At 73.5% G+C, this 18,841-nt stretch carries 18 protein-coding genes and 1 tRNA gene; 8 read left to right on the forward strand and 11 right to left on the reverse strand.

Annotation, left to right across the window (positions count from 1 at the left end):
- Positions 1–329 precede the first annotated feature (329 nt).
- Positions 330–1,229 carry a hypothetical protein gene (locus tag H9645_RS04895; protein ID WP_191728618.1) on the reverse strand — a complete coding sequence of 300 codons (900 nt, stop codon included), beginning with the start codon at positions 1,227–1,229 and terminating at the stop codon, positions 330–332.
- Positions 1,230–1,352: 123 nt separating this feature from the next.
- On the opposite strand from H9645_RS04895, the gene H9645_RS04900 reads away from it, so the two are divergent.
- Together H9645_RS04900 and H9645_RS04905 are read left to right on the forward strand one after the other, a co-directional pair.
- Entirely contained in the window at positions 1,353–2,315 is a 963-nt protein-coding gene (locus tag H9645_RS04900) for a pyridoxal-phosphate dependent enzyme (RefSeq protein WP_191728619.1), read from the forward strand.
- Positions 2,312–2,932, forward strand: a complete 621-nt coding sequence (locus H9645_RS04905; RefSeq protein ID WP_191728620.1) for a YdcF family protein — start codon at positions 2,312–2,314, stop codon at positions 2,930–2,932. Before H9645_RS04900 ends, H9645_RS04905 begins: the two co-directional genes overlap by 4 nt.
- Positions 2,933–2,937: 5 nt before the next feature.
- Here the strand turns inward: H9645_RS04905 and H9645_RS04910 are convergent, their stop codons facing one another.
- The 6 genes from H9645_RS04910 to bioB all read right to left on the reverse strand — a co-directional run bounded on the left by H9645_RS04910 (position 2,938) and on the right by bioB (position 8,794).
- Complete coding sequence (locus tag H9645_RS04910; RefSeq protein ID WP_191728621.1) at positions 2,938–3,564, reverse strand: hypothetical protein; 627 nt, start codon at positions 3,562–3,564, stop codon at positions 2,938–2,940.
- A gap of 166 nt (positions 3,565–3,730) precedes the next feature.
- Entirely contained in the window at positions 3,731–4,633 is a 903-nt protein-coding gene (bioC, locus tag H9645_RS04915; protein ID WP_191728622.1) for a malonyl-ACP O-methyltransferase BioC, read from the reverse strand.
- On the reverse strand, positions 4,630–5,505 hold the full coding sequence (bioH, locus tag H9645_RS04920) for a pimeloyl-ACP methyl ester esterase BioH (protein ID WP_191728962.1): 876 nt from the start codon (positions 5,503–5,505) through the stop codon (positions 4,630–4,632). Before bioH ends, bioC begins: the two co-directional genes overlap by 4 nt.
- A gap of 8 nt (positions 5,506–5,513) precedes the next feature.
- Positions 5,514–6,518 (reverse strand): multidrug resistance efflux transporter family protein, encoded by a 1,005-nt coding sequence (locus H9645_RS04925; protein WP_191728623.1) that lies wholly within the window; start codon positions 6,516–6,518, stop codon positions 5,514–5,516.
- 5 nt (positions 6,519–6,523) lie between these two features.
- Entirely contained in the window at positions 6,524–7,723 is a 1,200-nt protein-coding gene (gene bioF / locus H9645_RS04930) for an 8-amino-7-oxononanoate synthase (RefSeq protein WP_191728624.1), read from the reverse strand.
- 9 nt (positions 7,724–7,732) lie between these two features.
- Positions 7,733–8,794, reverse strand: coding sequence for a biotin synthase BioB (gene bioB / locus H9645_RS04935; protein ID WP_191728625.1), 1,062 nt, complete (start codon positions 8,792–8,794; stop codon positions 7,733–7,735).
- Positions 8,795–8,843: 49 nt separating this feature from the next.
- On the opposite strand from bioB, the gene H9645_RS04940 reads away from it, so the two are divergent.
- On the forward strand, positions 8,844–9,695 hold the full coding sequence (locus H9645_RS04940) for a ComFC family protein (RefSeq protein ID WP_225218014.1): 852 nt from the start codon (positions 8,844–8,846) through the stop codon (positions 9,693–9,695).
- Positions 9,696–9,698: 3 nt separating this feature from the next.
- Here the strand turns inward: H9645_RS04940 and H9645_RS04945 are convergent, their stop codons facing one another.
- A complete protein-coding gene (locus H9645_RS04945) occupies positions 9,699–11,390 on the reverse strand; it encodes an MFS transporter (RefSeq protein ID WP_191728626.1) in 1,692 nt (563 codons plus the stop codon).
- Positions 11,390–12,301, reverse strand: coding sequence for a 4-hydroxybenzoate octaprenyltransferase (gene ubiA / locus H9645_RS04950; protein ID WP_191728627.1), 912 nt, complete (start codon positions 12,299–12,301; stop codon positions 11,390–11,392). The genes H9645_RS04945 and ubiA overlap by 1 nt, the downstream gene beginning before the upstream one ends.
- A gap of 109 nt (positions 12,302–12,410) precedes the next feature.
- Here ubiA and H9645_RS04955 point away from each other — a divergent pair.
- The 3 genes from H9645_RS04955 (at position 12,411) to H9645_RS04965 (ending at position 14,578) form a co-directional block, all read left to right on the forward strand.
- Positions 12,411–12,487, forward strand: a tRNA-Arg gene (locus H9645_RS04955).
- Between the two features lie 142 nt (positions 12,488–12,629).
- Positions 12,630–13,922 carry a caspase family protein gene (locus H9645_RS04960; RefSeq protein ID WP_191728628.1) on the forward strand — a complete coding sequence of 431 codons (1,293 nt, stop codon included), beginning with the start codon at positions 12,630–12,632 and terminating at the stop codon, positions 13,920–13,922.
- A 20-nt stretch (positions 13,923–13,942) separates the two neighbouring features.
- Positions 13,943–14,578, forward strand: coding sequence for a hypothetical protein (locus tag H9645_RS04965; protein WP_191728629.1), 636 nt, complete (start codon positions 13,943–13,945; stop codon positions 14,576–14,578).
- Positions 14,579–14,635: 57 nt separating this feature from the next.
- Here the strand turns inward: H9645_RS04965 and H9645_RS14170 are convergent, their stop codons facing one another.
- Positions 14,636–14,767 carry a putative transporter small subunit gene (locus H9645_RS14170; protein WP_225218015.1) on the reverse strand — a complete coding sequence of 44 codons (132 nt, stop codon included), beginning with the start codon at positions 14,765–14,767 and terminating at the stop codon, positions 14,636–14,638.
- Positions 14,764–16,467, reverse strand: coding sequence for a sodium:solute symporter family protein (locus tag H9645_RS04970; RefSeq protein WP_318240493.1), 1,704 nt, complete (start codon positions 16,465–16,467; stop codon positions 14,764–14,766). The genes H9645_RS14170 and H9645_RS04970 overlap by 4 nt, the downstream gene beginning before the upstream one ends.
- Positions 16,468–16,790: 323 nt before the next feature.
- Here H9645_RS04970 and H9645_RS04975 point away from each other — a divergent pair, with 323 nt between their 5' ends.
- Both H9645_RS04975 and H9645_RS04980 read left to right on the forward strand, forming a co-directional pair.
- Positions 16,791–17,306 (forward strand): c-type cytochrome, encoded by a 516-nt coding sequence (locus H9645_RS04975; RefSeq protein ID WP_191728630.1) that lies wholly within the window; start codon positions 16,791–16,793, stop codon positions 17,304–17,306.
- Between the two features lie 75 nt (positions 17,307–17,381).
- Positions 17,382–18,818, forward strand: a complete 1,437-nt coding sequence (locus H9645_RS04980; protein ID WP_191728631.1) for an ExeM/NucH family extracellular endonuclease — start codon at positions 17,382–17,384, stop codon at positions 18,816–18,818.
- Positions 18,819–18,841 lie beyond the last annotated feature (23 nt).

Genomic DNA, 18,841 nt, shown 5'->3' on the forward strand with positions numbered 1-18,841 from the left:
ACCCGGGATGGCAATCGCCTAGGGGGGCGTGGCCGGAGATTGGAACAGGGCTGGCCAAGCGCATCCCGGGGAAGCGAAGGGGCCGAACGTCGGGGGACGTTCGGCCCCGTTTTTTTTTTGGCGGGACCTGGTGGCCCGCGATGCCGGGAAAGGCGCCGACACCCGGCAGGAGCGGAACAGGGGGGATCCGGGCTCCCCCGCCGGGTGTCGACATTGGTCACCCCGGATTACGTCAGGAAGCGACGCAACCGGTCAGTCGGCCCTAGCTTGCGACGACTCCGGCCGCGGCGCAAGCGCCCGGAGCGCTCCGGAGCGCGACGCCGGTCGCGTTACCGCTCTTCCTGCGAGGCCGGGCGTCCGCGCTGCGGTGAAACCCGCGTCGGCCGCTGCGGTGCAACCCGGCTGGGCGCCGCCGGCCGGGGTGCGGACTGCCTCGCCGGGCTCGCGATGCGACTGGCAGGGCCCTGCCGGGGCGGAGCCTGCCGCACCGGCGCGACCACGCGGGATGGCGGCTGCGGGCGCGACATGGCCGGCGCGGCCGGCACGGGACGCAGGCGGGGAGCCTGGCGCGGCACCTGCGTGCCAGCGCCCGGCGAGCGGAGATCGCCGCCACGCAGCCTGCTGCGATCGACGGGCATCGCACCCGGCGCCGGAGTGCGCTGGCGCGGCAGCGGGGCGCTTCGGGGCGCAGGCGCAACCTGCCTCACCTCGCCGGGCGAACGCAGGCGGTTGCGCGGCGGCTCCGCCGCCTCGCGCACGGGCACGGCCGCGGGGCGCGACCCTCGCGCCTGCGAGCGGCGAGCCTCACGCAACCGCTCGATCTCCTCCGCCGAGCGCAGCCTGCTGGCCGGAGACGGGCCGCTGCGGTCGGGCGGCCGCACGTCGGGCCTCAGGTGGCTGTCCGGTCGCGGACGATAGGGAGGCCGGTGGTGGTGCCCGGGCCGGTCGTACCAGCCCGGGTAATAGCCGCCGTACCACGGATAGCCCCAGCCGCCGTACAGCCCGCCGTAGTAGCCGGTGCCACGGTAATAGCCCAGCCCGCCGGACCCGCGGACGTAGCCGCCGTAGTACGGATCGTAGTAACCGGAGTAGCCATGGGGGACGGCGTCGCCGTAGTAGTAGTCGCCGTAGCCCTGGCTGCTGTAGCCGCCGTATTCGCTGTAGCCATAGCCGGTCGCGCAACCTGCCAGGAGGGCGGCTGATGCGAGGCCGATGAGGATCTTGCGCATGTTCGCGTCCCCTGTGTGGTTGCCGTCACAGGGTCTGCCCAAGGCATTGAATTGCGGCTTAACCCCTGCCCCCGATCCTGACCGCTGCTGAACGCAGGCGGCAAGTCCGCTAGTCTGGCGGGCATGCCCGCAGCCGTCACGTTCGACGACGTCCTGGCCGCCGCCGCCCGGATCGCACCCCACGCGCACCCGACACCGGTGCTGCGCTCCAGCGCGATCGACGCGCTGGCCGGCTGCCGCGTGTCGTTCAAGGCCGAACACCTGCAGCGCACCGGAGCCTTCAAGTTCCGCGGCGCCTGCAACGCGGTGTGGGCGCTGACGGATGAACAGGCCCGGCGCGGCGTCGCCACCCATTCCTCCGGCAACCACGGCGCCGCGCTCGCACTGGCCGCGGCCAGCCGCCGCATCGCCTGCCACGTCGTGGTGCCGCACGGCGCGGTCGCCAGCAAGCTCGCGGCGATCGCCGCCTATGGCGCGGTCCTCCACCGCTGCGAACCCGGCATCGCGGCGCGCGAAGCCGCCTGCGCGGGGATCGTGCAGGCGACCGGCGCGCAGCTGGTCCACCCCTATGCGGACGCTGCGGTCATCGCCGGCCAGGGCACGGCGGCGCTGGAGCTGCTGGCGTCGGCCGGGGGGCCGCTGGATGTCGTGGTGGTGCCGGTCGGCGGCGGCGGCCTGGCCGCAGGCACCGCCCTGGCGCTGGCCGGGGCGGCGCCGGGCTGCCGGCTGGTGCTGGCCGAGCCCTCGGGCGCCGCCGAAACCCGCGACTCGCTCGCCCGCGGCGAACGCGTCACCGATTTCGTCCCCGACACCGTCTGCGATGGGCTGCGCGGCACCCTGGGCCAGCCCGGCTTCGAGATCCTGCGCGCGCACGGCGCCGAGGTCCTCGTGGTCGACGATGCCGACACCGTCGCCGCGATGCGCCTGGCCTGGCAGCGGATGAAGCAGGTGATCGAACCCTCGTCCGCGATCGCGCTGGCCGCGGTGCTCGGCCATCCCGCGCGCTTCGCCGGACTGCGCGTGGGCGTGGTGCTGAGCGGCGGCAACGTCGACCTCGATGCGCTGCCCTGGGCCACGGCGGCATGACGCGCCGCAGGCGCCATCGCGGCACGCGACCGCGCCGGTTCTGGCGCTGGCCGCTGCGGCTCCTGCTGCTGGCGACGCTGTGGCTGGCGGCGGTGGCCGCCTGGATCGTCTACGTCGGCAACCGAGACCAGGCCCGGGCCGCCGACGCCATCGTGGTGCTGGGCGCGGCCGCTTACGACACCCGGCCATCGCCGGTGTTCACCGAGCGCATCCGCCACGGCATCGATCTGTACGAGCGCGGCTATGCCCGCGCGCTGGTGTTCACCGGCGGCTACGGCGACGGCGCGCGCTTCTCCGAGTCCCAGGTGGCGCGGACCTTCGCCCTGCGCGCCGGCGTCCCGGAAGACGCGATCCTGATCGAGACGCTGTCGCGCACCACCTACCAGAACCTGGCGCGTACGCGCGACCTGCTGTCCGACCACGGCCTGCGCCGCGTGATCGTGGTCAGCGACCCGCTGCACATGGCGCGCGCGCTGCGACTGAGCCGCCAGCTCGGCATCGACGCCGTGGGCTCGCCGACGCCGAGCACGCGCTTCCGCAGCTTCCGCACCCAGTGGCGCTTCCTCGCGCGCGAGGTCTACTTCTTCCACCGCGACCTGGTGGTCAGGCCGGACTGAGCCGGTCAGCCGGGCCCGCCGACCAGAGTCAGGCCCTCGCGCAGCAGCCAGCGCGTGGCGGCGGCGCGGTCGGCCTGCGGCAGGCCGTCGAGCACACCCACCAGCCAGCGGAAGGACCGGCAGCGCGCGGCGCGGCTGGCCTCGTCGCGGCCTTCGGACGCCAGCCCGAGCATGAAGCCCTCGTGCAGGAAGGTGGCGCTGACCGCCGCCGACTTCAGCACCTGGCGCGCATGCGCGGGATCGTAGGGCTGCACCTGGCCCTGCAGGCCGGCGAGCGCGATGTCGGTGAAGGCCAGCGCGAAGCGCTCGCGGCTGGGGTCGCCCAGGCGGTCGACCGCGCGCTGGAACGCCGCCACGTCACGCGCGGCGTCGGGGTCGAAGAGCTCGCACAGGGCCGCGGATTCGCTGTCCGAGCGCGAGCTCGCGTGCACCGCCTTGAACAGGCGGTCAAGGACCGGATCGGGCGCGCGCAGCAGCACCTCGTCGCCCAGCGAGAGCACGGCCGCGGGATCGAGCTGCGACAGGTCGATGTCGTAGCGCTGGGCGTCGGCCGACAGCGCCGGCACGAGACCGAGCAGCAGCGCCGGCAACGCAAGCGCGCGGCGCAGCAGGCGCGGGCGGGGGCGCCGCACGATGGTGATGGCGGCCGCGGCCGCGCTGCAGCGGGATGGAGGCGACGGAATTCGCATGGCGCGAGTGTAGGCAGGCACCCGCGGCGCTGGATGAACGCGGGCCGCGCCGCCTTCCGTGACTGGTACGCGCGCGCAGGCTCGGTGGCGCCGCCTGCCGCGGCCGGTTTCAGCCGCCGCCGCGACGTCGCACGGGGATGCCGGAGGCGGGGAAGCGCGCCACGTCCTCGCCGCCCTCGCGGATCGGCTGGCCGTGCGCCGGCGCCCAGGCCATCGCGGTGATGATTTCCCAGGTCGCCGGCAGCTGGCCGTCCTCGCCACGCCACGACTCGTAGGCGGCCTGCGCGGCGGCGAAACGGCCACGGCCGGTGAGCGCGCGGCGGCGCGAGGCCAGCGCGTTGGTGGCGCCGAGCTCGCGCAGGCCGCGCATCAGGTCGGCCATGGCGGGGTGGCGATGCAGCTCGACATCGCGGTCGAGCACCGGGTCGCGGAAGCCCGCGCGCATCAGCGCGTCGCCGAACTCGGCGATCGCCGGGAACGGCGACACATGGTCGGCGGCGTCGGCCGCCGCGAACGACGCACGCAGCTCGTGCAGCGTGTCGGGGCCGAAGGTCGACACCAGCAGCAGGCCGCCCGGCCGCAGCACGCGACGGAACCCGGCGAACAGCGCATCGAGGTCCTCGACCCACTGCAGGCACAGGTTGCTGAAGATCAGGTCCACGCTGTCGTCGGCCACGGGCAGCGCGCGCGCGTCGGCGCAGACGCGGTCGATGGGGCGCTGCAGCGGGTTCCAGCCGCGCTTCGGCGCGACCTGGCGCAGCATCGGCAGCGCGAGGTCCATGGCGACCACGCGCGCCTTCGGCCAGCGCCTGCGCAGTTCCAGCGCGCCGGTGCCGGGCCCGCTGCCGAGGTCGAGGATGCTCGTCGGCACCTGGTCGCCCAGGTAGTCGAGCGACTCGAACAGCCGTGACTCGATCTCGCGCTGCAGCTCGGCGGCGGCGGAATAGCTGCCGGCCGCGCGCGAGAAGGCGCGGCGGACCTGGCGGTGGTCGAAGACGTCCTGGGGATTCATGGCGTTGCGCTGCTGTCCGGATCGGGTGATGGCGGCCGCGGTAGTGGCGGGCGCGGCGGACGGCCGGTACCGGCCAGGAAGCCGGCAATGGCCCCGGCCACGTCGTCGGCGTGGGTGAGGAAGGGCGCGTGGCCTCCGTGTTCGACCTCGACGAAGCCGGCGCCGGGCGCCTGCGCCGCGGCCGCGCGCATCGCGCGCGGATCGACCACGCGGTCGCGGCGGCCGGCGATCCACAGGCTGGGCACGCCGAGCGCGGGCAGCAGCGGGCGCTGGTCGACCGTGCGCAGCAGGTCCAGGCCCTGCGCCAGCGCCGCGGCGGGCGGCTCGCCGCGCGCGAAGACTTCGGCGCGCAGCGCGCGCAGCTCGCCGCGGGCATCGTCGGAGCCGAAGGCCTCCAGCGCGATGAAGCGCTCGAGGGTGCCGTGGTAGTCGTCGCGCAGGCCGCGGGCGAAGCCGGCGAAGATTTCGGGGGACATGCCGTAGCGATTGGCGGCGGCAGTCCCGCCGTCGCGGGTCGCAGCTACCGCTGCGGCCCCCGCGACATCCCGCACGAACCGCGGCGCCGAACACACCATCACCAGCGCCGGCACCCGCGCCGGCCGCGTCGCCGCCGCGCGCAGCGCGAACATCCCGCCCAGCGACCAGCCCAGCCAGGGCGCCACCGGCACGCGCGCGGCCACCGCATCGACCACGGCATCGGGCTCGAGCGCCACGGCGCTGTCGCGGCTGCGGCCGTGGCCGGGCAGGTCGACGACATGCAGTTCGAAGCGGTCCGCGAGCCGCGCTACCAGCGGTGCGAACACGCCACCGTGCATCGCCCAGCCGTGCAGCAACACCAGCGGCGCGCCACGGCCTTGGACCTCGATGTGCAAGTCCACGCTCATGCGCCCTTGTCCGTGCGCAGCGCGCGCTGCCGCGCGGGGCTGCCGGCGGCGTGGCGCGCCACCAGCCAGGCGAACATCCCGATGCCGCCGACGATCAGCGCGGCGCCGACGAGGCCGACCGCGCCCGGCACCGGCTCGCCCAGCCACAGCACGCCAATCAGGATCGCGAACAGCAGCTCCGAGCCCTGCATCGCCTCCACGCCGCCGAGCGCCGTGGGGTTGTCGCGCACCATGCCGGTGGCCTGGAAGAACAGGATCGTGGCGACCACGCCGGCGCTCAGCGCCACGCCCGCGGCCAGCCAGACCTGGTCGGCCGGCGGCGCGCCGCTGCGCGTCCAGGCCCAGGCCGCCACCGCCCACCACAGCGGCTGGCTGGCCAGGGTCATGCCGAACACGCGCTGGGTGGCATTGAGGTCCTCGCCGCTGCGCTCCAGGTGCAGCAGCAGCAGGCGGTTGCCGAGCGGATAGGCGATGGCGGCGCCGAGCACGCAGGCCAGCGCGATCCACCCGGCGCGGTCGATGGCGCCGCCGCCGTGGCCGGCCTGCAGCAGCAGCACGCCGGCGAGGATCAGCGCCGCGACCATCAGCGCCGCCCTCGGGATGCGCCGGCGTGCGTCGCGGTACAGCAGCGGCGCGCACAGGATCCCCGCGACCACGGTGAACTGGAAGCTGCCCGCCACCAGCCACGAAGGCCCGCTGGACGCCGCGAACGACAGCAGCAGGTAGAACGCGCCGAAGCCGATGGCGCTGCAGCGCAGCCAGGCCCAGGGGTGCCGGCGGATCGCCCGCCACACCGGGGCCGCGCCGCCCTGCCAGGGCAGCAGCGGCAGCAGCAGGGGCAGCGTGATCACGTAGCGCAGGGTCGCGGTCCAGGCCCAGTCGCCGCCGGCGTTCGCGCTGACCCGGTTGAGCACGTAGGTCATGGTGAAGAACAGCGCCGAGGCCAGGCCGATGCCGACGGCGGCCAGCGCGCGGCTGGTGGCGGGCGTGTCGCCGGACATGTGGATCAGGCCGCGCGCGCGGCGTCCGCGTGGTCGCGGGCCCGCGCGAGCGCGTGGACCAGCGCATCCACCTGGTCCTCGCCGTGCGCGGCGCAAAGCGTGACGCGCAGGCGCGCGCGGCCCTCGGGGACGGTCGGCGGGCGGATCGCGGCCACCCGGAAGCCGTCGGCCTCCAGCCGCGCGGCCATGTCCAGCGCGCGCGCGTTGTCGCCGCAGGGCACGGGCTGGATCGGCGTGGCGGAATCGGGCAGGTCGAAGCCGCGCATGGCCATGCCGTCGCGGAAGCGCTGCACCAGGGCCGCCAGCTTCTCGCGCCGCCAGTGCTCGCGCCGCGCCAGCTTCACCGCGGCCAGCGCCGCCGCGGCCTGCGGCGGTGGCAGCGCGGTGGTGTAGATGTAGGGGCGCGCGTTGCCGGCCAGGTGTTCGACGAGGTCGACATCGCCGGCCACCACCGCGCCATAGCCGCCCAGCGCCTTGCCCAGCGTGACCAGCTGCAGCGGCACCTCGTCCACGCCCAGGCGCGCCTCGGCCACGCTGCCGCGACCGCCTGGCCCGAGCACGCCCACGCCGTGGGCATCGTCGACGTACAGCAGCGCCGACTGCACGCGCGCCACCAGCGCCAGCTGTCGCAGCGGGGCCACGTCGCCGTCCATGCTGAAGACGCCGTCGGTGGCGAGCATCGCCGCGCCATCGGGCACCGTGCGCAGCTGGCGCAGCGCGCCTTCGGCATCGCCGTGCGGATAGCGTCGCAGCCGGCAGCCGGCCAGGCGCGCGCCGTCGATCAGGCTGGCGTGGTTGAGCCGGTCCTGCACGCTGGTATCGCCTTCGCCCAGCAGCGCCTGCTGCACGGCCAGGTTGGCGGCATAGCCGCTGCCGAAGACCAGCGCGCGCGGTACTTCGAGCCAGTCGGCGACCTCCCGCTCCAGCGCCTCGTGCGCGACGTGGTGGCCGCAGACGAGGTGCGAGGAGATGCCGCCGATGCCGTCGCGCGCGGCCGCGCCCTGCACGGCATCGACGACCTGGAACTGCTGGGCCAGGCCGAGGTAGTCGTTGCCGCAGAAGTTCAGCAGCCAGCGGCCGTCGATCTCCATGCGCACGCCGTCGCGGCGGGTGACCACGCGGCGGCTGCGCACGAGGTCGTGCGCAAGCGCGTCCGCGCGCTGGGCCTGGGCGCGGCGGCGCAGGTCGGGGCGTTGGGCGGCCATGCGGCGATCCTAGGCCACGCAGCGGCCGGGCTGGTCGACGATATCGGCATGCACCGTGCCGCCGTGGTCATGGCCTTCGGCATCCACGGTCACCTGCATCGCGCGCAGGCCGAGGCGGTCGAACAGCGCCTGGTCATGCGCGACGTCGGGATTGCCGGTGGTCAGCAGCTTCTCGCCGTGGAAGATCGAGTTGGCGCCGGCCGAGAAGCACAGCGCCTGCAGCTCGTCGGACATCTGCTCGCGGCCGGCCGACAGCCGCACCATCGACTTCGGCATCAGGATGCGCGCGACCGCGATCGTGCGCACGAACTCGAAGGGATCGAGCTCGGCGGTGCCGTGCAGCGGCGTGCCCTCCACCTGCACCAGGCGGTTGATCGGCACCGAGTCGGGGTGCGCCGGCATCGTCGCCAGCGTCTGCAGGAAGCCGGCGCGCTGGCGGCGGGTCTCGCCCATGCCGACGATGCCGCCGCAGCAGGTCTTGAGCCCGGCGTCGCGCACGTGTTCCAGGGTGTCGAAGCGGTCCTGCAGCTCGCGGGTGCGGATGATCGAACCGTAGTGTTCGGGATCGGTGTCGATGTTGTGGTTGTAGTAGTCGAGGCCGGCGTCCTTGAGCGCCTGCGCCTGGCTGCCGGTCAGCATGCCCAGCGTGGCGCAGGTTTCCAGGCCCAGCGACTTCACCCCGGCGATCATCGCGGCGACCTTCGGGATGTCGCGGTCCTTGGGCGAGCGCCAGGCGGCGCCCATGCAGAAGCGCGAGGCACCGGCGGCCTTGGCCGCGCGCGCCTTCTCCATCACCGCCTCGGTCTCCATCAGCTTCTGCGCGTCGACGCCGGTGTCGTAGCGCTGGGCCTGCGGGCAGTAGGCGCAGTCCTCGGGGCAGCCGCCGGTCTTCACCGACAGCAGGGTGCTGACCTGGACCTCGGCCGGATCGAAGTTCAGCCGATGGACGCCGGCGGCGCGGAACAGCAGCTCCGGGAACGGCAGGTCGAGCAGGGCTTCGACCTCGCTGCGGGTCCAGTCGTGGCGCGGCGTGGCGGCCTCGGAAGCGCGGAATTCGCTGACGGCGGGCATGGCGGGGTCCTGAGTGCCTGGCGGGGGCAGACCGGGCAGTCTGGAAACCATGCCCGGACCTGTCAACCTCGCGCAGGCCGCTCCAGTTGACGGCTGGCTGGCGCGGATCGGTCGCGGGCTGTGGGCGCCGCGCTGCCTGGTGTGCGCGGAAGGCGCGGCGGGGCCGCTGGATCTCTGCACGCGCTGTGCCGCCGCCCTGCCCTGGATGCCCCCGGCCTGTCTGTGCTGCGCGATGCCGCTGCCGGCGCCGGCGTCGGCGTCCGCGTTGTCCCGCCCCGTAGGAGCAGCTACAGCTGCGACTGGCGCTACCCGGGGCTGCCCGGCGATTCCGGTCGCAGCTGTAGCTGCTCCTACAGGAGGATGGGTTGCGGCGGGGCGGCTGTGCAGCGCCTGCCAGCGGCATCCGCCGGCGCTGGCGCAGGCGCACGCGGCCTTCCTCTACGGATTCCCGCTGGACCGGCTGCTGCCGCGGCTGAAGTTCCACCGCGACCTCGCCGCCGGACGCCTGCTGGCCCAGGCCATGGCCGCCACCTTCGCCGCCTGCGAGCAGCCCGACGCCCTGGTGCCGGTGCCGCTGCACCGGGCCCGCCTGCGCCAGCGCGGCTACAACCAGGCGCTGGAGCTGGCGCGTCCGCTGGGCAGGATGCTGGGCCTGCCGGTACAGCCGGGCCTGCTGCTGCGCATCCGCAACACTGCCGCGCAGTCGCGCCTGGACGCGGGCGCGCGCAGCGCCAACCTGCGTGATGCCTTCGACGTGCCGACCCGGGTCGGGATCCCCGCGCACCTGGTCCTGGTCGACGACGTCATGACCACCGGCGCCACCCTCGACGCCGCGGCCGAGGCCCTGCTCGAGGCCGGGGCCGACCGCGTCGATGCCTGGGTCTGCGCCCGCGCGCCCTGAGCCTCAGCCCGGCCGGATCGTCTCGGTCACCGGCTGGGTCAGCGCCTGCGGGCCGGACTCCGGCACGCGGTGCAGCTCGCCGGGCTGGCGCTCGATCATGCGCCGCACGCGCGGCCCGTCGGGGCCGGCATGCAGCGCGCGCAGCTGGGCCGGGACGTAGGCATCGTCCTGCGTCAGCCGGCTGGTGTGGCGCAGGTACTCGAGCCAGGTCGGCGTCTCGTAGCGTTCGATCCAGACCCGGGGATCGGCCAGGTCGCGCAGCAGCCGCCAGTGGCGGGCACCGTCGCGCCGCCGGATGCGCCGGCGTTCGGCCATGGCCGCCAGGAAGTCGTCCACGTCCTGTTCGGCGATCACGTACTCGATCGTGACCACCACCGGCCCGGTGCGCGGCTGCACCGGCACCGTGGTCTCCGGCTCCTGCCAGCGGCGCAGCGGGTCGAGGTTGAGCTCGGCGAGCTTCGCCAGCGGAATCCAGAGGCCAACCAGCGCGCAGGCCACCATCACCAGCGCCGCCCCGAACAGCGCGACGCGCACGTCGGCCTGGTCGGCGACCTGGCCCCACAGCCAGCTGCCGAGCGCCATGCCGCCGAAGGCCGACATCTGGTACAGCGACAGCGCGCGCGCCACCACCCAGCGCGGCGTGGACAGCTGCACGGTCACGTTGAAGGTCGACAGGGCCAGCACCCAGGACGCGCCGGCCAGCATCAGGCCCGCCATGGTCAGCAGCAGCACGCTGCTGGTGGCCGCGACGGCCACGGCCAGGGCGAAGGCGATGCAGGCCGCCCGCACCAGGCCCTCGCTCGACAGCCGCTCGCGCAGCCCCGCGCTGCCTACCGCGCCGCCAATCGCGCCGACGCCGAAGGCACCCAGCAGCAGGCCGTAGGTCATCGGTCCGCCCGCGACCAGATCGCGCGCCACCAGCGGCATCAGCGCCATCGCCGCGCTGGCGCCGGCGCCGAACACCACCGCGCGCGCCAGCACGATGCGGATCACCGGGGACATCGCCACGTAGCGCACGCCCGCCGCCATCGCCACCCCGAGCGTCTCGCGCGGCAGCTGGCGCGCGGCCACCTGCGGCCGCCAGCGCGCCAGCACCACCACCAGCGCCACGTAGCTCACCGCGTTGACCGCGAACGCGGCCGCGGCGCCGGCGGCGGCGACGATCGCGCCGCCCACCGCCGGCCCGACGCTGCGCGCGATGTTGAAGCCCATGCTGTTGAACGCCACCGCGCCCGCCAGCTCCGTGCGCGGCACCATGTCGCCGACCGAGGCCTGCCAGGCCGGCGCGTTGAACGCCGCCCCGCAGCCGATGAGGAAGGTGAAGAGCAGCAGCAGCCACGGCGTGACCAGGTCCGCCCAGGTGCACAGCGCCAGCGCCGTCGACACCAGCAGCATGAAGACCTGCGCCCAGAGCATCATCCGGCGCCGGTCGTAGTTGTCGGCCATGGCGCCGGCCACCAGCGAGAACAGCATGATCGGCAGCGCCACCGAGGACTGCACCAGGGCCACCATGTCGGCCGACTGCGCGATCGAGGTCATCAGCCAGGCCGCGCCGACCGACTGGATCATGCCGCCGAAGTTGGACGAGGCGCTCGCCAGCCACACCCGGCGGAACACCGGATAGCGCATCGGCGACAGCGCCGTCGGGCGCGGTGCGGGATCGGGCGTGGTCGGCTCCGGAGTCGCGCCAGCCATCAGCCCGCGCCGCGCAGCGCCAGGTCGCCGGCAATGCCGATGAACACCGCCAGGCCCACCCAGTGGTTGTCGAGGAAGGCGCGGAAGCAGGGCTCGCGCTCGCGATGGCGGCAGATCCAGAACTGGCGCAGCACCAGCAGCAGCGCCACCCCGAGCGAAGCCCAGTACACCCCCCCCAGCCCGGCCTGGCGGCCGGCCAGGGCCAGGCCCAGGAACACCAGCGCGTACAGCACGCCCTGGATCACCAGGTCCATGTCGCCGAACAGGATCGCCGTCGACTTCGAGCCGATGCGGATGTCGTCGTCGCGGTCGACCATCGCGTACCAGGTGTCGTAGGCGGTCGACCACAGGATGTTGGTGGCGTAGAGCACCCAGGCCAGCGGCGGCACCTCGCCCTGCACCGCCGCGAAGGCCATCGGGATGCCCCAGCCGAAGGCCATGCCCAGGTAGACCTGGGGCAGGTGCGTGTGGCGCTTGAGGTAGGGATAGGTGGCGGCCAGGAACACGCCGACGAAGCTCATCAGGATCGTGAGCCGGTCGAGCGTCAGCACCAGCGCGAACGCCGCCAGCATCAGCCCCGCGAACAGCGCCAGCGCCTCGCGCCCGCGCACGGCCCCGGTCGCCAGCGGACGGTGGCGGGTGCGCTTCACGTGCGGGTCGAGCCAGCGGTCGGCGTAGTCGTTGATCACGCAGCCGGCGGCGCGCGTGAGCCACACGCCGGCGCTGAAGACGAACAGGATCCAGGGCGGCGGCACGCCGTCGGCGGCCAGCCACAGCGCCCACCAGGTGGGCCAGAGCAGCAGCAGCCAGCCGATCGGACGGTCGGCGCGCATGAGCTTCCAGTACAGGCCGAGGCGCTCGCGCCAGGCAGGCGCGGCGGGCGGCCGCGCCTCGAAACGTTCATAGGACATGCGGCCATGGTACCGCCGCGGCATCACGGGACCGTGCGCGCGGACGGCGGGTGCGGCCCGTGCCCGGGACTCGCGCCGGTCGCCGGGATCGTGGACAATGGCCGGCCGGGCGCCTGTAGCTCAGCCGGATAGAGTAGTGGCTTCCGAAGCCATTGGTCGGGGGTTCGAATCCCTCCAGGCGCGCCATCTCCCCCTATGACGAATGGGACGCTGACGGGACAGCGTTCGCATGGCGCTGCGCTGCGACAGCCCGGCAGCGGCGCGCTGCGCTAATGTCCAACCTGGACGCGGCTGCCCCGGTACGAGGGCGCGGGACAGGGGGAGTTTCATGCAGGGACGATCATGGCTGCTGACCGCGGCCGGCCTGGTTCTGGGGTGCCTGCTGGCATGTCCCGCCGATGCCGCCGGCAAGCGCGTGGCGCTGGTGGTCGGGATTTCGGAATACCCGGGGGTCGACCGTCTGGACGCCGCCGTGTCCGATGCCCGCCTGATCAGCCGGCAGCTGCGCGGCATCGGCTTCGAAGTCACGGAATCGACCAACGGCAGCTACCGCAGCCTGGGCGAGGACCTCGCGGACTTCGCGGCCGAGGCGGCGGACGCCGAAATCGCGCTTTTCTACTACGCCGGCCACGGCTTCGAGGTCGGCGGCGAGAACTTCCTGATGCCGGTCGACATCGGCCAGCCGATGGCCACGATCGACCGCGCCGCGGTGCGCATGCGCGGGCTTCCGCTGTCCACGGTGCTGCGCGACCTCCGGGCCGCGAACCCGCATGCGCTGGTGGCGGTGATCGACGCCTGCCGCGATGCGCCCACCCGCGGCGGGCAGACGCGCGGACTGGTCACGACGGAGACCGGCGACGGCACCTTCCTCGCCTTTTCCACCAGCCCGGGCCAGCGCGCGATCGACTCGGCGGCGAGCCTCGGGCATGCCAGCCGCAACAGCCCGTTCGCGCTGTTCTTCGCCGAAAACCTGGCGGAGCCGGGGCTGGGCATGCTCGACCTGATGCAGGCCACGCAGTCCCAGGTGGATGCGCTGACCCGCGGCCGACAGCGCCCCTGGTTTGCCAGCGAGCTCAACGGGCCGCTGGTGCTGAACCCGCGCAGGCCGGCGTCTGCCGGGCAGGCGGCACGTCCCGGCCAGCCGCGTGCGGCATTCGGGTCGCCCGCCATGTGCCCGCCCGAACGCACCGAGGCTTCGCGACTGTGGAACAGCGAAATGCGGGCCGTGCTGCTTGCAGGGCAAACGCTGACCGCCGACGGCCTCCCGCGGCTGCGCCGCGAGGCCGAGGCGGGCGACCTGCGCGCGATGACGGTGCTGGGCAAGGTATTGAGCGAGGGCACCGGGGTGGGCCGCGACCGTGCGCAGGCCCGGCGACACTGGCTGCGCGCCGCCGAGGCCGGACACGCCGTGGCCCAGACCCTGCTTGGCGAGGACCTCCACGATGACGCCCCGGACGAACGCACCCGGCGCGAGGCGCGCAAATGGCTGGAGCGCGCCAGCCAGGCCGGTTTTGCCCGCGCCACGCTGGACCTGGCGAGCCTGCAGGACAACAACCAGGACGCGGCCAGCGCACTGATGCTGGCGTTCTGCCAGGGCATCCAGGGGTTCAACACGCCATGACGCAGGCAGCGCGCAGGGGGATGACACGCCGGTGGCCGTGGCTGCTGGTGCTGCTGGCGGTGGCGGTCGCCGTCGCCATCTGGTGGCTGTTCCTGCGGCCGGGAATCATCTACCGCGGCCCGCCCATCCCGGTCGGCGCCGGCACCGTGCCGGAGCGCGAGCTGGTGCTCATGGAGAACACGCCGGGCGAGGACCGGACCGGTTTTCTCAAGCGCGTGGGCCGGGTGCTGGCCGACCATTCAGACCGCACCGGCCACGAGGCCTGCGGCCAGGTCTGCCAGAACCGGGACTCCAGCCGGTTCGCCGTGCAGGTGGTGACCAACGATGCCCACATCATGTGCGCGATGTGGACCACCTGTCCGGAGGGCTACATGCCCACCGGCACGAACATCCATTCGCACTGCCCCGCCAAGCGCGTGCTGCGGGCCAACGCCGCCGACATGGCCATGAGCGCCAACCGCTACAAGCTCGGCGACCGGCTCAAGCCCTGCGTCGACGATCGATTTTCAGCCATGGACTTCGACGCCGGCCCCGGCTATCTCGCGACGCCCTCGCGCCTGCTGTTCCAGGAAGGCAGGAAGCAGCTGGCCGACCTCGGCCCGCTGCCGCCGGAGGCCAGCCGCGCCCTGGTCGACGCGGGAACCCCGGTGCCCTGACGCAGGCAGCGGGCGCGCTGGCCGAGGCTGACGTCCGCCGCCCTGCGGCCGGGCCGGTCAGACCAGGTCTTCGCCGCGCTTCTTCGCGCGCCGCACGTCGCGCCACACGCCGCGGCCCATGACGAACATCATCACCAGCACGATCGCCGGCCACACCAGCACGTAGGCGGTCATCAGCAGGTCCCTCATCGCGTCGCCTCCCGGGCAGCGTCCAGCGCGGGCGCCGGCCCATGCATGTCGTCGGCCGTCGGGGCCTGCTCCTGGTCGAAGTTGCGCACGCGCCGGCCGAGCAGCGCGAAGTCGAAGTCCTCGCGGCTGCGGAAGCTGAGCAGCGAGCACACCACCGTGCTCACGCCATACGCGTTGAGCGAGCTCAGCAGCACCGGATAGTCGCGCAGTAAGCCGAGGGTGAAGGGCGCCAGCGCCAGCGTCGCCAGCACACCGACGCCCAGCCCCACCCGCTTGCCGAAGAAGCCGAAGGCCATCAGGCCCAGCACCACGCCGGCGCCGACGGTCGCGAACAGCTCCAGCACCAGCGCCACCAGCCCCTCGATCGGCACCAGCTGGAACCGCGCGACGATGAACGCCGTCACCGAGACCGCCACCGCGGTGGTGAACGCGCGGTTGTTCACCTTCTTCCAGTAGAAGCTCGCGATCACCGGGAACACGATCGAGCCCCACAGCGCGCCCACGAACACCAGCAGCGAGAGGATGTCGATCCGGAAGCTGGCGAAGACGAGCCCCGCGGTGGTGGCGACGATCATGGTGATGCGCCCGACCCACAGCATCGTGGCCGGGTTGACGCGGCCCTTCGCGATGTTCTTGCCGTAGATGTCGGTCATCATGATCGCGGAGAGTGCGGCGAGGTCGGAATCCGCGGTCGACGACAGCGAGCCGATCACCATGATGAAGAACACGCCGATCATCACCGGCCCGAGGTAGCTCGAGGCCATCTGCGGGATCAGGTTGTTGTGGTCGCCGCCCGCGGGCTCCATGCCCACCATCAGCGCCACCACGCCGAGCATGCCCAGGCCGATCACGGTGGCGCCGTAGCTGACGGTGGCGGCGAGGAAGGTGGGCTTGATCAGGTCCTCGCGCACCGCGAACAGGCGCTGGGCGATGGTCTGGTTGCCGATCGCATAGGCCAGCACGGCCACGAAGTAGGGCGCGCCCTGCTCCAGGAACGCGGTCTTCGAGAACATCGAGGCCTGCTCGGCGCTGAGACGGTCCCAGCCCTGCGAGACCGCCTCGATGCCGCCGGCGTTGAAGAACACCAGCGGGATGATCAGCGCCGCGGCGCCCAGCATCGCCGCCACCTGCGCGACGTCGGTCATGATCGAGGCGCGGAAGCCCGACCACAGGGTGTACGACAGCGTGCCGATGCCGGCGATCAGCACGCCGTGCACGAAGTCCAAGGGCGACAGCATCGCCACCAGCGCGCCGGCGGCGGTGAAGTTCGCCATCAGGCTGATGACGCTGCCGGCGATGTTGGAGCCGGCGAGGATCAGCTGGCTGGAGCGGCCGTGGCGGGCGTGCATGATCTCGGCCAGCGTGTGCGCCTCGGGCGCGACCTCGCGGAAGCGGCGGCCGAAGGGGTAGATGAAGAGGATCATCAGCGCGCCCCACAGACCGTAATGGATGGGGCCGGAGATGCCGTACTTGTAGCCGGAGGTGGCGGCGGCATAGAAGGAGGCCGCCCAGATCCAGGTGGCGGTCATGCTGGCGGCGGAAACGCCGAAGCCGATCGCGCCGTTGGAGGTCATGTAGCCGTCGACGTTCTCGTCCTTGCGCGCGATGCGCCGGGACATGAGGAACGTGCCGCCGTAGAAGGCGACCAGCAGCAGCAGGACGGTGGGTGTCTGGAGTTGGTAGAACGATGGGTCGGCCACTGGCGGTCAGGCGCTCCTCGTGAAGCCACTCGGGCTTGGCGGGACGCAGCACGCAGGCGTCCGGGGGACGGGACCGTCCGGAACGGGACCTGCAGCGCGGAAAACCGGGCCAGCTGCGCCATGGGGCGCCTCCGGAAACCGTCACGGGACGGCAGGCATCGGAGGCGCGGCGAAGCGGACATCCTAGCAGCCCCGGCGAAATGGCCGGGAACGCGGCGTCCCACAGCGCCCAGCGGACGTCGTCCGCCATGCCACGTCCGCGGGGCTGTGCTCTATAATCCTGCGCAGCTGTGGCCGTCCGGCCACGCCCGCCAAGGTGTTCCGTGCGCAATTACGATCTCGACTTCCTCAAGCGCTTTTCGCTGGTGATCGGCTTCCTGACCCTGGTCACGATCGGCCTGATCGTGGGTTCCTACTTCGTGCACAAGTCGCTGCCGGGCGAAGTCGATCCGGGCGTGGCGCAGCGCACCGCCAACCGCATCGCGCCGGTCGGCGCCGTGTACGCGGGCGACACCGGCGCTGCCGCGCAGGCCGCCGCCGCCGCCGCCGCCGCCGCGTCCGCCGCGGCCCAGGTCGCCTATGGCGGCACGCTGGACGGCTCGGTGATCTACAACAACCTGTGCGCGGGCTGCCACACCTCGGGCGCCGGCGGCGCGCCGAAGATGGTCGCCGCCGAGTGGACCGCGCGCATCGCGCAGGGCGCCGACACCCTGCACCGCCACGCCATCGAGGGCTTCACCGGCGCGGCCGGCATGATGCCGGCGAAGGGTGGCAACCCGGCGCTGACCGACGAGCAGGTGGTCGCCACGGTCGACTGGATGGTCGAGAACCTCCAGTAAGCCGGCCTCCCGCCGCCGCCGACGCCGCCCACGGGCGGCGTCTTCGTTTCCGCCCCACGACATCGACGAGCGACCATGACCACCACCGGCACCGTCCGCACCACGTCTTCCGCCCTGGTCCTGGCGATGCTGCTGGCCGGCTGCGCCGGCCTCGGGCGACAGCCCGATGCGCCGGCCACCGCGGCCACCGCCACCGCCGCGGTGGAGATCGCCTCGGTGCCGGAAGACTGGTCGGCGCTGGACGGCCGCCGCGTGCGCATCACCGCGCCGCTGGTGATCTCCGGCAACCATCGCCTCGACCGTGACGCCAGCGTCGTGGTTGCGTTCGGCGAGCGCCTGCGCACCCCCACGGAGGTCGCGCTGCCCGGCGCCGCGGCCGACGCCGTGGCCGCCGCCAACCGCGCGCGCAGCCTGTCCCTGGCGCTGCCGCCGAAGGCCGCGCGGCACGCGCAAGTGTGGCGCGGCGGCGGCACGCTCGAGGTGCTCGAGGGCGTGCTCACCGTTGGCGACGACGGCCCGCGCCTGGCGGTCGCCGACGTCGACACCCTGCAGCCGGCATCGCGCCCGGCGGCACCGACGGTGGCCGGCGAACTGCGCCTGGCCAGCCTCAACCTGCAGAACCTGTTCAACGGCGACGGGCGCGGCGGTGGCTTCCCGACCGCGCGCGGTGCGCGGACGCCGGCGGAATACGCGGAGCAGCTCGCGCGCCTGGTGGCCACGCTGTCCTCGCTCGACGCCGACATCGTCGCGCTCCTGGAGCTGGAGAACGACGGCTATGGCACCGACTCCAGCATCGCCGGACTGGTGGCCGCGCTCGATCCGGACGGCCTGCGCTGGCGCTTCGTCAACGCCGGCCGGGGCCCCGGCGACAACCCGATCCGCGTCGGCCTGATCTACCGCGCCGACCGCGTGGTCCCGCTGGGCCGGCCGGCCACGCTGGAGGACGGCGTGTTCGGCCCGCTCAGCCGCGCGCCGCTGGCGCAGGCCTTCCGCGCCGGCAGCGGCCCGGCCTTCGTGGTGGTCGCCAACCACTTCAAGTCCAAGGGCTGCCGCGACGCCGCCGGCGCCGACCTCGACCAGGGCGACGGCCAGGCCTGCTTCAACGCCACCCGCCGGGCGTCCGGCGAAGCGCTGCGCGCCTGGCTGGCCGGCGACCCGACCGGCCAGGGCAGCGACCTGGTCGCGGTGCTGGGCGACCTCAACGCCTACGCGATGGAGGATCCCGTGCGCGGCTTCGTCGATGCCGGCTGGACCGACGCGCTGGCGGACGTGGATGGGGGCCAGCCGCATACCTACGTCTACGACGCCCAGGCCGGCCGCCTCGACCACGCCCTGCTCAGCCCCGCGCTGGGCGCGCGGCTGGAGGATGCGGCGATCTGGCACAGCAACGCCGACGAGGCGCCGGTCGCCGCCGACGCCGCGCCTCCCCCGGAAGGCGCAGGCGACCCCGCCCCCTGGGGCGCGTCGGACCACGACCCGGTGATCGTGGGGCTGAGGTTGCGGACGCTGTAGGCCCGACCCCCTCGTACACCCGC

The organism is Luteimonas colneyensis (assembly GCF_014836665.1).
GTDB lineage: Bacteria > Pseudomonadota > Gammaproteobacteria > Xanthomonadales > Xanthomonadaceae > Luteimonas > Luteimonas colneyensis.